Source organism: Shewanella sp. 4_MG-2023, from assembly GCF_030548015.1.
In the GTDB taxonomy this organism is placed as follows: Bacteria; Pseudomonadota; Gammaproteobacteria; order Enterobacterales; family Shewanellaceae; genus Shewanella.
This window is the reverse complement of sequence record NZ_JAUORL010000054.1, coordinates 1-12,975: the sequence shown is the minus strand read 5'-3', so window position 1 is coordinate 12,975 and position 12,975 is coordinate 1. Positions and strand designations below refer to the sequence as shown.

Annotated in this window: 12 protein-coding genes and 1 tRNA gene; 2 read left to right on the top strand and 11 right to left on the bottom strand. The window is 40.9% G+C overall.

The genetic code is table 11. The features are described from left to right. Positions 1 to 81 precede the first annotated feature (81 nt). From Q4546_RS18670 to Q4546_RS18625, 10 genes are all read right to left on the bottom strand, one after another. A tRNA-Lys gene (locus Q4546_RS18670) sits at positions 82 to 157 on the bottom strand. Positions 158 to 458: 301 nt separating this feature from the next. Continuing rightward, positions 459 to 1,184: a tol-pal system protein YbgF gene (gene ybgF / locus Q4546_RS18665; RefSeq protein WP_102436491.1), complete on the bottom strand. Its 726-nt coding sequence runs from the start codon at positions 1,182 to 1,184 to the stop codon at positions 459 to 461. 64 nt (positions 1,185 to 1,248) lie between these two features. Beyond that, on the bottom strand, positions 1,249 to 1,797 hold the full coding sequence (gene pal, locus Q4546_RS18660; RefSeq protein ID WP_102436493.1) for a peptidoglycan-associated lipoprotein Pal: 549 nt from the start codon (positions 1,795 to 1,797) through the stop codon (positions 1,249 to 1,251). An 18-nt stretch (positions 1,798 to 1,815) separates the two neighbouring features. Further along, positions 1,816 to 3,144 (bottom strand): Tol-Pal system beta propeller repeat protein TolB, encoded by a 1,329-nt coding sequence (tolB, locus tag Q4546_RS18655; RefSeq protein ID WP_102476132.1) that lies wholly within the window; start codon positions 3,142 to 3,144, stop codon positions 1,816 to 1,818. A 9-nt stretch (positions 3,145 to 3,153) separates the two neighbouring features. Then, entirely contained in the window at positions 3,154 to 4,086 is a 933-nt protein-coding gene (tolA, locus tag Q4546_RS18650; protein ID WP_102436501.1) for a cell envelope integrity protein TolA, read from the bottom strand. Between the two features lie 4 nt (positions 4,087 to 4,090). After that, on the bottom strand, positions 4,091 to 4,525 hold the full coding sequence (gene tolR / locus Q4546_RS18645; protein ID WP_303446823.1) for a protein TolR: 435 nt from the start codon (positions 4,523 to 4,525) through the stop codon (positions 4,091 to 4,093). Then, complete coding sequence (gene tolQ, locus Q4546_RS18640) at positions 4,516 to 5,205, bottom strand: protein TolQ (RefSeq protein WP_076536823.1); 690 nt, start codon at positions 5,203 to 5,205, stop codon at positions 4,516 to 4,518. Before tolQ ends, tolR begins: the two co-directional genes overlap by 10 nt. Further along, complete coding sequence (ybgC, locus tag Q4546_RS18635) at positions 5,195 to 5,596, bottom strand: tol-pal system-associated acyl-CoA thioesterase (RefSeq protein ID WP_102440503.1); 402 nt, start codon at positions 5,594 to 5,596, stop codon at positions 5,195 to 5,197. Before ybgC ends, tolQ begins: the two co-directional genes overlap by 11 nt. Before the next feature lie 279 nt (positions 5,597 to 5,875). After that, positions 5,876 to 8,050 carry a prolyl oligopeptidase family protein gene (locus Q4546_RS18630; RefSeq protein WP_303446822.1) on the bottom strand — a complete coding sequence of 725 codons (2,175 nt, stop codon included), beginning with the start codon at positions 8,048 to 8,050 and terminating at the stop codon, positions 5,876 to 5,878. Positions 8,051 to 8,687: 637 nt separating this feature from the next. Next, positions 8,688 to 9,557 carry an OmpA family protein gene (locus Q4546_RS18625; protein WP_102440501.1) on the bottom strand — a complete coding sequence of 290 codons (870 nt, stop codon included), beginning with the start codon at positions 9,555 to 9,557 and terminating at the stop codon, positions 8,688 to 8,690. A gap of 139 nt (positions 9,558 to 9,696) precedes the next feature. Here Q4546_RS18625 and rnt point away from each other — a divergent pair, with 139 nt between their 5' ends. Further along, positions 9,697 to 10,404, top strand: coding sequence for a ribonuclease T (gene rnt / locus Q4546_RS18620; protein ID WP_102440500.1), 708 nt, complete (start codon positions 9,697 to 9,699; stop codon positions 10,402 to 10,404). A 123-nt stretch (positions 10,405 to 10,527) separates the two neighbouring features. Here rnt and Q4546_RS18615 read toward each other — a convergent pair whose 3' ends face one another. Continuing rightward, positions 10,528 to 11,133, bottom strand: a complete 606-nt coding sequence (locus Q4546_RS18615; RefSeq protein WP_102440499.1) for a peroxiredoxin — start codon at positions 11,131 to 11,133, stop codon at positions 10,528 to 10,530. 409 nt (positions 11,134 to 11,542) lie between these two features. On the opposite strand from Q4546_RS18615, the gene Q4546_RS18610 reads away from it, so the two are divergent. Beyond that, a complete protein-coding gene (locus Q4546_RS18610; RefSeq protein WP_102476130.1) occupies positions 11,543 to 12,862 on the top strand; it encodes a Na+/H+ antiporter family protein in 1,320 nt (439 codons plus the stop codon). Positions 12,863 to 12,975 lie beyond the last annotated feature (113 nt).

The window sequence follows — 12,975 nt, the reverse complement described above, 5'->3', positions numbered from 1 at the left end:
GCTAACGGCCCATCTGGGTTTTACGTAACGAGGCATTACGTCTGAATTAAAGCCTAACAGGCAATCTCACTTTCAGAAAAGTGGTGGGCCGTGAAGGATTCGAACCTTCGACCAATTGGTTAAAAGCCAACTGCTCTACCAACTGAGCTAACGACCCATCTTGGTTTTATCAACACTAAAGTCTTGATTGGAACAAAAGCCAACTGTCTGTTTTGAACAAGCAACTGAGCTAACGACCCATCTTAAAGCTTTCAGAATAATTGAAGCCTATAAATAGTATTCAATCAATCTGCCATCAAAATAAGTTAATCTAACTCATTCAAATGACCCCAGAACGTCGCTCCGTTCTGAGGGCGCCTATAATACCTTTTTCATTTGCTCATGCAAGCGCAATTTAGCGTTTTTTTGCCGTTTGCACTAAAAACAAACTAAGAGGCTGTTTTTAGGTTAAATTAGGGTTACAACGCAGACAATTGTTGCTGTGCTAAACGTGCCGATGCACTATTTGTGTATTCTTTAAGCACTCGATTGTAAAAAGCAGTTGCGGTAGCTTTATCACCTTCTTTTTCAGCAATCATGCCTAACTTAACTAAACTATCACCACGCTTATTAGAATTAGGATATTTAGTGACCACTGCATCAAAAGCTTGCTTCGCTTCAGTAAAGGTACCTTTATTAAACAACAGTTGCCCTAACCAATAATTTGCATTTGCTGCATAAGTGGAATCAGGGTATTGCTTAATAAAATCACTAAAAGCAGGAATAGCCTCATCGTACTTACGCTCTTTAAGCACTAAATTCACCGCTTGCTCGTAACTTGCAGTTTCACCTAAGCTAGATGGGCCTGCTGAAGCGGCATTATTTTCAGCAACGGTAACCGTAGTCGCCGCGGCACTAGCTGATAAATTAGCAATTTCTTCATACAACTGACGTTGACGCTGTAACATTTGACTAATTTGATAGTCTTGCTGCTCAGTAATGCCTCGCAAATCTAACACTTCACGTTGCAAAGTATCTAAACGCTGCTGCGCTTCAAATTCCGTTTGTTGTTTTGCTTTAATGATACGCTCGAGACGAGATATACGATCGTCATTTGAACCACCAGCAAGATCTTGCACCGGCGCTGGCGCAGCAGTGGCACCAGCAGCAAAAAACATTGCAGCAAATAAAACAGCATGTTTCATCAATAAACTCCTAAACTGGCCAACAAGTGCTGGCCTTCCTATTACGTCAGTTCAACCGCGATGATTAGTAAACTAAAACACCACGACGGTTTTTAGCAAAACCACTCTCGCTTCGAGAGAAATCTAATGGCTTTTCTTCACCATAACTAACAACACTCATTTGACTTGGTTGTACACCCATACTTTGAAGGTATTTCGCAATAGCTTTAGCGCGTCTTTCACCTAAAGCAATATTGTATTCAGGTGTACCACGCTCATCAGCATGACCTTCAATTAATACACGAACATTTGGATGCTCAACTAAGTAATTGCCATGAGCTTGAATAATGGCAGCGTTTTCGCTTTGTACTTCACTGCGGTCAAAATCAAAATAAATGATATTTTGAGCGCGTAATTCTTCTTGCTCTACGCGTTGTTGCTCTTCAGGCGTTAAGATTGGTGCAACGCCTCCTGTTTCAACACCACCAGAACCGTATTCACCGCCAGTAGTTGTGGTTGAGCCACTTGTAGAACCACTTGCATCGGTTTCAGATTCTGAAGTTGTGCTACATGCACCTAATGCCATAACAGGTACAACAACTAACATAGCTTTAAACAACTTATTCAGATTCATTGGAAATCCTTATTAATATTATAAAAATGGTGACCAGGCTGGTGATTTAACTTCACCTTGACCTGCGGGTAATCTTGCTTTAAATCGTCCATCCATAGACACCGCAGCGAGCACTTGCTTGCCTTGGTGTGTAGTACCATAAATAACCATGGTGCCATTTGGTGCAATACTTGGCGACTCGTCAAGGGTCGTTGATGTCAGCACTTGCATAAAACGGGTTTGCAAGTCCATTCGTGCAATATTGTATTTTCCGTTAGTACGGTTTACAAAAATCATACTGCGACCATCTGGAGTGATCGTGCCACCTAAGTTCCACTCGCCTTCAAAGGTCATACGTGAAATTTTACCTGTGCTGAGTTTCACTTGGTAAATTTGCGGTTTTCCGCCGCGCTCAGAGGTAAAAATAAGTGACTCTCCATCTGGCATCCACGATGCTTCAGTATCGATAGCATAATGATTAGTAATGCGCTTTATCGCTTTACTGGCAATATCGATTACGTAAATTTCAGGCTGACCATCCTTAGATAGTGTCACAGCAAGCTTTTTACCATCTGGTGAGAAACTCGGTGCGCCATTAATACCCTGATGAGAACTGACTTTAGTACGCTCTTGGGTATAAATATCTTGCACAAAGATTTCCGCTTTACGGTTTTCAAAGCTCACATAAGCTAAACGTCTGCCATCTGGTGACCAACTTGGTGACATTAACGGCTCTGGCGAGCGAAGTAACATTTGCTCGTTATAACCATCATAGTCGGCAATCATCAAATGGTAAGGAGATTTTTCACCTTGTTTAACGACAACATAAGCGACTCGACTTAAAAACGCCCCACGAATACCGGTTAGTTTTTCATAAACAATGTCACTAATGCGGTGACCATATTGTCTAAACTGTGCTTCACTGATAACAGTTTCACGGCTCTCAAGCAGTAGTTCACTGTTTTTCATTGGGCCTTTATCAGTTTGTAGCTGGGCTTTGACTAAATCAATCAGATCAAAACTCACCAAATATTGATTATTGCCATAAGGCTTAATTGAGCCCACTAATAACGCTTCAGATGCCGTTGAATTCCACACTTGAGAGGTAAATTCTTTCACAGTGCTGATATTTGCTTGCGGTAAACTGCGCGCATCAAGCGGACTAAATGTGCCACTGCGAGCTAAGTCACTGGTCACCACATCACTGATACGCTCAGGTGCTGGCCCTGTACCTTGCCATACAAACGGCATAACCGCGATAGGTCTTGCAGCATCAACACCTTCAGTAATAACGATATCTAATGCGGCATTCGCACTGCTACTTACAAGAACTACAAATAGTGTTAACCATTTTGCCAAAATCTTCATGTGACCCCTTTAATTAAATTCCGGTGATACGGTTAAATTAATTTCTTTCATTTTGTTATACACATCAGCTTCAGAAGAAACCGGTAACCGCCCTGCTTTATTTATCGCAGCTTTCGCTGCACGACAAACAACTTGATCGCCACTTAATGTTTGACTCGCGGTAACAAAGCCATCTGGCGCTAATCGAATTAACACGCGGCAACTTTTACCACGCATTGACTCATCAACAACCAAATTACGTTGGATAGTTGATTTAATCATCGCGGTATACTTGTTTACCTCAGATACAACCTGTTTATTACGGGTTGCAGATAAGGCAACTTGCTCAGCAGCCATTGCATCTGCCATTTCTTTTTCCTGGCGAGCACGCTCAGCCTCTTCGGCTTTACGTTTACGTTCAGCTTCTTCTTTACGTTTTCTGTCTTCTTCACGCTTTTTAGCAGCTGCAGCTTCTTCACGCTGGCGCTTTTCTTCAGCTTTTTTCTCTGCAGCTATACGCTGCGCTTCTTGCTGTTTACGAAGTTCAGCGGCCTTTTCTGCTTTGGCTTTTTCTGCAGCTTCTTTTTGCTGCGCAGCCTTAGCGGCATTATTGGCTTTTATGGTTTCTTGCTCTTTTTGCTTACGTTGAATTTCAAGCTGCTTAATACGTTCTTGTTCTTTTCGCACTTCTTCTCTAGCTTTGCGCGCTTGCCTATCGATTTCAGCTTGACGTTGTTTTTCTTTTCGCTCGGCATCGCTTCGTTGTTGTTTAAGTTTTTCAGCATGGTCATTAATACGCTGCTGATCAACCACAACGGCCTGAACGATGGGTTCAGATTGAGTTTGTGGTAAATGTTTAGGTTTATCTTCAAAACTAATGCCTAAAGCAAGCACCACGATTACCCCAATATGAATGCCGGCAGAAATAACAACGGGTAAAGTTAATTCAGATTTAACAGCCACCAAACTACTCCTCAGGCGAATCAGTCATTAAGCCCACCGCAGGCACACCCGCACCTTGTAAGCTGACCATGAGTTGAATCACGTTTTCATATGCTATGCGACGATCGGCTTTTACAACTACAGGTCTTTCTGGCTCAAGCTGGATCATTGCACCCACTTGCACTGAAATTTCATCTAATGAGAGTGGATCGTTATTTGATCCGCTGCCCACATTCAGAAAGTATTCACCAAACTCATCAATTGAGGCAACGATAGGCGGTTTGCTTTCTGCCGATAATGGTTCAGCTTTACCTTGAGGTAGTTCCACCTTTATGCCTTGTGAAACAATTGGCGCTGTCACCATAAAAATAATAAGCAGCACCAACATTACGTCGATATAGGGTACAACATTAATTTCGGCAACTGGACGGCGGCGCTTGCGTTGATACATTACACCGATTCCTTCTCGCTGTAGGCTTGGCGTTGTAATATGTTAGAAAATTCTTCCATAAAGTTAACGTGGGCCATTTCAAGTTTTTCTACTTGTGTCGAGAAACGGTTATAGGCAATAACAGCTGGAATAGCAGCAAATAACCCCATAGCTGTCGCGATCAAAGCTTCAGCAATACCCGGCGCTACCATAGTTAAAGTGGCATTTTCTACTGTGCCCAATGCAATAAATGAATTCATAATGCCCCATACTGTACCGAACAGGCCGATATAAGGGCTGGTTGAACCGATTGTGGCTAATAAAGGTAAATGAGTATCAAGTTTTTCAACTTCACGGGATAAACTGACTCGCATAGCCCTTGATGTGCCGTCCATAACAGCTTCAGGAGACTTACTGTTTGCTGAACTCAAGCGAGAGTACTCTTTAAAGCCTGCGACAAATAATGCTTCAAGGCCTGTCAATGATTCACCACGAATTGACAACTCTTTGTAAAGTTTATTCAAATCCACACCAGACCAAAAAGTATCTTCAAATTTTATTGATTTAGCGCGGGCTGAATTGAGCAATTTACGGCGCTGAATGATTACCGCCCACGAGGCAATAGATAAACATAATAAGGTTAGCATCACTAACTTAACGAGAAGACTTGCCTCTAAAAAAAGACCGATAAAAGAAATTTCAGCTTGCACGATTAAACTCCTGCACAATATTGGATGGAATAGCCCTAGGTCTCATTCGAGATAAAGCAATACAAGCGACAACAATAGTGGCTTCACAATAGCTAACACCATTATCATCTAGCAATCGCTGTTTAAATATCAGCGAAGCTTTTTTTAATTCTGTCAGCTCAGATTCAACAATTAAGTTCTGCTCGAATCTTGCTGCAACTTTAAAGTCTAGCTCAGCATGTTTCACCACAAAAGCAATGTCATTAGCTAACAATTCAGTTTGCTTTATTCCCATAGCTTTTAACCACTCTGTGCGAGCACGTTCGAAAAAGTTTAAATAATTCGAATGATAAACAACACCACCAGCATCGGTGTCTTCATAATAAATAGAAATAGGCCATGTAAACATAATTAGCGATTGTGAATTTTGCGTAATAAAAGATGGCTTACTATACCGAGTACCACCACGCTTGTGAACAAAGCGACCTAGCAAAACGGGGATTATTTTAGGGTTTAAGACTTAATTTGGCATTAAAATATGGCTTTTGCAGAGATATTAGCGGCAAATGAATAAAGTTTAATGTTAGCGCCTTTCGCAGTTACATTTAGGTAACATAAAAATTGAGATTAACATCACGAATAGGCTGTAAATCTAGGCCTTTCAAGATAGTAATCTCAACATAAATTATCACTAATGAATTTTAGCGGGAATGGCTAAACCAAAACTGTGCCACAAGAAACTGTATATATCCGCAGCTTCATCAATTTTCATGGCAGTAGGTTTACCAGAGCCATGACCAGCATTGGACTCAATACGCATAATCACCGGCTTGTCTGCTTGTTGATGTTTTTGCATCATAGCAGCAAATTTAAAGCTATGCAGTGGCACAACGCGGTCATCATGATCTGCTGTCATCACCATAGTGGCAGGATAATCCCCAGGTTTGACATTATGATACGGAGAGTAAGCTAATAATGCAGGCAATTGCTCAGCCACATCCGCGCTGCCATATTCACTGACCCAGGCCCAACCTATGGTGAACTTCTGAAAACGTAGCATATCTAGCACACCGACCGCTGGCAGTACTGCGGCAAATAAATCAGGTCGCTGTGTTAATACCGCGCCCATCAATAAACCACCATTACTGCGACCATAAGCGCCTAACTTTGATTTGTTGGTGTAACCATTATCAATCAGGTATTCCGCAGCAGCATAATAGTCATCAAACACATTCTGCTTTTTATCGAACATGCCTGCTTGATGCCAACTTTCGCCATATTCTGCCCCGCCGCGGATATTAGGAACGGCATATATTCCGCCCATATCAAGCCAAGCAATATTTGCAGGGCTAAAACGTGGTGTCATCGAAATCGAAAAGCCACCATAGGCATAGAGCAGTGTAGGGTTGTCGCCATTAAGGGTTACCCCTTTTTTATAAGACACCATCATTGGAATACGGGTGCCATCTTTACTGGTATAAAACACTTGCTCAGAAACGTAGTCATCGGGATTAAACGAAACTTTAGGCTGATTATATAAACTGGTTTCACCGCTTCTAAAATCAAATTTATAAATCGTTTGCGGTTGCACATAGCTATTGAAGGCAAAATAGAAATAATCTTTACTGCGTTTTCCGTATGGTCCTAAAACACGGCCTTTACCTGGAAGCGCAACATCTTGCCTTTTGGTGCCATTTAAACCGTATATCGATACTTTACCTAATACATCATGTAGATAACTCACTACAAAATGATCATGGACAATCGCAATATCGTTAATGGGATCGCTAGACTCAGGGATAATTGTTTGCCAATGTTTTTTTTCTGGACGATTAATATTTATCTCAATGACTTTTCCATTTGGCGCATCTAAATCTGTCTTAAAATAGAAATGCTCTTCATCATTACCAAGGAAAACATATTGAGCTTCTAAATCGGTGATTAACTCAACCACTTCAGCATCAGCAGATTGCAGTGACTTATAGAAGAACCGATTGCGGCTATCAGTGCCTTGAGAGACAGTTATTAATAAGTAGTCGCCCTTTTCGGTTATTTCAGCCCCAAAGCCCCAATCTTTGTTTTGTGGGCGCTCATAAATAAGTATATCTTCAGCTTGCTGGGTACCAATTTTGTGGTAATACACTTTTTGATTAAAATTGACATCAGCAAGTGCATCGCCACCGGCTGGTGCATCATAGCGAGAATAATAAACACCTTGGTTATTGGCGTCCCACGTGGCGGTTGAAAACTTAATCCACTGCAGTTTATCGGCCAGCGCTGCGCCTGAGGCAATATCAATGAACTGCCACTGCTGCCAGTCAGATCCAGATTTTGAAACGCCGTAGGCCAGTGTTTTACCGTCATTACTGACCGAAACACCAGATAGCGCAACGGTACCGTTTTCAGAAAGTGTATTGGGGTTAAGTAATTCTTTGGTATTGCCAGCTTTATCAGTTACATACAACACAGACTGTGACTGCAACCCGTCATTTTGATAGAAAAAAGTATTTGAGCCATTTTCAAATGGCGCTGACACTTTCTCAAAATTCCATAATGCTGTAATGCGATCAACCACAGCTTGCTTGTTGTTAATGTTATTTAAATACTGGCTACCAAAATCTTGTTGTTGTTTAACCCACTGTTCAGTTTCTGGTGTATTTTGCTCTAAATGTCTGAAAGGATCGGCAACACTCACACCGTGTAGTGTTTCAACCAAATCTTGTTCGACTGTATTTGGATAAGAATATTTAGTGGTACTTGTGACTTGTTCTACCGTAGAGTCTGGTGCGTGTTGACAAGCAGTAAGTGCAGTTCCAAGGACAATGGAGAGTAGTGAACCCTGTAATAAGGGCATTTTTATTATCATTTTAAGCAACCTTCTTTTGCATTGTGGCTTCATGCCTGAAAGTAATATACCTCAAAATATAATTATTGCGAAAATCTGTATTTATTTAGGGATTACAAGACTATTTCATAGGCTTATCACAAGATAATTTCGAATAAAAATAATTAGCCAGGTACTTTAATTGAATAACTTAACAATTGATTATCATCCAATACCGCACACTTTCGACTAAATATGCACGCCAGATGATTATTCATTTACTTATAGCGCTATTACTTCATAAATGGGTGCTTAAACGCTAAAGCTCAACCTAAAGTCACATTAGTTTTTTTAATGCGAAGTCGAAATTTTTCTAGTTTGTCAGCTTAGAGCAAAGTCTCTAATATACGCCTTGTTTTCAGGACATAGCTTATTAAGTTGACATAGCTTACTGAGTTATAGAAAACCAAGAACTTCTAGTTGATGTATCCCAATACCTCAACTTATCCCTGGTTCTTATGCTTGACTTCCTTCCTTGAATTTGTGAATACAAATTGTTTGCCCGCTTACTTTAAGCGGGTATTTTTTTGCCTATTTTTCGAGAATAATACAGAAATAGTAGAGACAAAAAAGGCCTAATCACCCGACTAAGCCAATTAGAAAATTTATCATCTGTAGGTTAAATCGTTTTAGAAATTTTAATCACTACTCGACGGTTACGATCTCTTTCTTCAGAGAGTTGATTCGATGCAACATGGCGTCTTTCACCGTGACCGGTTTTATGGATTCTGCTTTGCTCAATGCCACTGGCAACTAATAAATCAGCCACAGAATCGGCCCGTCTATCCGATACCCTTTGGTTAACCGAACGCCCACCATAACTATCGGTATAAGCGTCAACAAACACTAGCTCAACATCAGAGTCATAAGATAAGTATTCCTGCACTCGGTTTAATTGAAGCTTAGAGAAACGGGTTAATGCGGTGCCGCCTGCTTCATAGTTAAGTACAGTAAATGCGATATCGTCAAAACTATAAGGTAATAGCGTAGCCAAACAAGAACGGAATTGACGATATTCACCACCAAAATTAGCTGCTGATAACCCTACCGCGACTTTATCAGTGCGGTTATACCAATCAGCATAATAAAAAGTCGGCTGCATGCCTTTACTTAATTCAGTCAGCATCGACCAAGCTGCTTTACGTGGCACTTCACCGTTAAACTGCTTATGGTAAGTTAAGGTGGTGATCTCTTTTGCATTAACGCCTGGGCGCCATTGGGGCGCTTTACTTATCAGTTGCGCCTCGGTGATTTGATCGGGTTTATTCCACATATCAAGACTAAAGTTCAAATTTAAGTCTTTACCAGCACGACTAGTGAAAATAGCTTTGCCGTATGCAGGGATGTCATGTTCAAGCCGACACTCTATCGGGCTATTTTCGCTTAGGCGCCACATAGAGTCATCAAGAGACGCAACATATTGTTGTAAATCAGCTTGTGCTGAAGATACAAAACAAAAACTGCTTACTAAAAGTAATTTACGCCACATAAAAACATCCCGATTGCTGATCACATATTTTTTATCGGCAGTATTTAATTTTCCTTTAGCAGAATTATTCGCCGATCAAACATGACACCGAGGCGCACTTTTAGCATAATAGCCGCCAGAATGAAGAATGAGGTTTTTAATGAGCGATATCTGCGACGCAAACAAATTCAAACACCGCTTTAGAGGTTACTTCCCTGTAGTTATCGATGTCGAGACTGCGGGATTTAATGCTGCAACTGATGCGTTGCTAGAAATAGCTGTCACCACCCTTAAAATGAATGATGATGGCGTAATCGAATTGGATAAAACCATTCACTTTCATATCGAGCCTTTTGAAGGTGCCAATCTTGAACCAGAAGCCTTAGCATTTAATGGGATTGATCCAACCAATCCATTACGTGGTGCTATTGACGAAAAACAAGCATTTCTAGAAATATTCAAGATGGTTAAAAAAGCGCAAAAAGCTGCTGACTGTCATCGCTGTATTATCGTTGCCCATAATGCAGCATTTGATATTGGCTTTGTAAATAAAGCCATTGAGCGAAATGATTTAAAACGGTCGCCATTCCACCCTTTTGCGACCTTTGACACCGCAACTCTTGCAGGTCTTGCTATTGGTCATACGGTATTAGCCAAAGCCTGTAAAATGGCCGGCATTGATTTTGATAATAAAGAAGCGCATTCCGCCTTATATGATACTGAACGTACTGCTGAACTTTTTTGCTATATCGTCAATCGATGGAAAGCGTTAGGTGGCTGGCCTATGCCAGTTGCAGAAGACACTGAAGATTCTTCTGCAGAGCTTGATACCAGTGCTGTGACTGCGATAACACCTACAGCTCAGTAGTCATGCATGTTAGCTGTTTGCAAAAATATAACAGCTTTAAAAAAGAGAAACTGTGGACTAATTAAGTCCCAATAACAAAAAAGCTGCCATTGGCAGCTTTTTTAGATCTAACTAGCTAATAACTTAAAGCTGGTCAGAATTATCTTTTAAGTAAGAAGCAACACCTTCAGTGGTTGCAGTCATACCCTTGTCGCCTTTTTCCCAACCAGCAGGACAAACTTCACCGTGCTCTTCGTGGAATTGTAATGCATCGATCATACGTAGCATTTCATCAACGTTACGACCTAGTGGCAGATCGTTAACAACTTGATGGCGTACTTGACCTTCTTTGTCGATTAAGAAAGACGCACGGAAAGCAACACCAGCTTCTGGATGCTCAACATCGTAAGCTTTACAGATTTCGTGTTTAACGTCAGCAACTAACGTGTAGTTAACTTCACCAATACCGCCTTTATCTACTGAAGTATTTCTCCAAGCGTTGTGTGAGAACTGAGAGTCAATTGAAACACCAATAACTTCAACACCGCGTTTAGTGAATTCTTCAATACGGTGATCAAATGCGATCAACTCAGAAGGACACACGAAAGTGAAATCAAGTGGGTAAAAGAAAACAACAGCTTGCTTACCTTTAATAGCAGTCGCTAGGTTGAAGCTATCAACGATTTCACCAGTACCAAGAACCGCAGCGGCAGTAAAATCTGGGGCCGGACGGCCTACTAATACGCTCATTTTATATCTCCATCTATGGATTGAAAAAATTTAAAACAATGCCTGTTAATCTGGATGGCATTATACCCGAACTGCAGCAATATGCGAGATAGCTCGCATTAATGCATACCTAAATAGATATATTGTTCTCATATTTGAGCTATACCTTACCCGTTATTGATAAAAGAGATAAGCCCTTTATGCTGAAAAATATTTCAGCTGCTGATAAATGCTCCATATTAAAAAGATTCTGTGACATGAAGAATAAAAATAACATCCTCACAAGCCTTGTTACAAGAATCATAAACCCCAATCACAAGCAGGCAAAACATTTAAACTCGTTAGAGATAAACTGGACATGTATACCTATACAGATAAGAATAAGCTCAGAATAATTATCTAAAACACAACTCAATAAGAATTAATTAATATGAATGCCGTCGTAATTGCTGTCACCTTAATGCTCGCATTAAGTCTTATGCGTGTGAATGTTGTCATCGCGCTCACCATTAGTGCCCTCGCGGCTGGCCTATTTGGTGGATTAGATATACATCAAACCATCACAGCTTTTAATAATGGTCTCGGTGGCGGAGCGCAAATTGCGTTAAGTTATGCACTTTTAGGTGCCTTTGCTGCTGCGCTATCACACTCAGGTTTAACCACGCTCATTTCCCACAACATCATTAAAAAAGTGGGAAAAGAACCAAACAGCACCAATACCTTAGTGGTTCGTTGGTTGATCTTAGCGTCAATATTAATCATGGCCATTAGCTCGCAAAATATTTTACCTATTCATATCGCCTTTATTCCCATTTTAATTCCGCCACTATTACATGTATTAAGTAAGCTCAACATTGATCGCCGCTTAGTGGCTTGTATCATCACTTTTGGCTTAGTAACCACCTACATGATTTTACCCATTGGTTTTGGTGGTATTTTCTTAAATGACATCTTGTTAGCTAATTTAAACAATAACGGCCTTGGCGCTGTTAAAGAGCAAATTCCAATGGCAATGATGCTACCCGCTCTTGGAATGATCACTGGCTTATTAATAGCGGTATTTATCACTTACCGTAAACCACGTCAGTATGAAATTAAAGATGTCGAGTCCACTGAAAAAACAGTGAGTATCAACAAAAAAACTATCGTTATTTCTTTGTTCGCCATTTTTGCAACCTTAGTGGTGCAGCTACAAACTGATTCAATGATTTTTGGCGCCTTGACGGGCTTTCTCATTTTCCGCTTCTCAGGCATTATCAAAGCGGATGTGAGGCAAGATATGTTTAACCAAGGCGTGCTAATGATGGCCAATATCGGCTTCATCATGATTGCAGCTGCAGGTTTTGCTGCTGTGGTAAAATCAACAGGTGAAGTCAGCACCCTAGTGACTTCATTAGGCGACATCATTGGCGATAATAAAGCGCTTGCCGCACTATTGATGCTTGTTGTCGGCTTATTAATTACCATGGGGATTGGCTCTTCTTTCTCTACCATCCCAATTATTGCTACGATTTATGTTCCATTAGCAATGACATTTGGCTTTTCAGTGGCGGCTACAATCGCCTTGGTGGGCACAGCCGCTGCATTAGGTGATGCGGGCTCTCCTGCATCGGACTCAACCTTAGGCCCAACAGCAGGCTTGAATGCTGATGGCCAGCACGATCATATTCGTGACAGTGTTATCCCAACCTTTATTCATTACAACATTCCGTTAATCGCATTTGGTTGGATTGCTGCGATGGTTTTGTAGTTAATAAAATAAGCAATAAAAAGGGAGCCAATTGGCTAATGCCGATCAGTTAAGGCCAATATGATCGGTTGACCGATCTTTAAAAGGCTTCAAAATCCAGTACAGACTCTTGT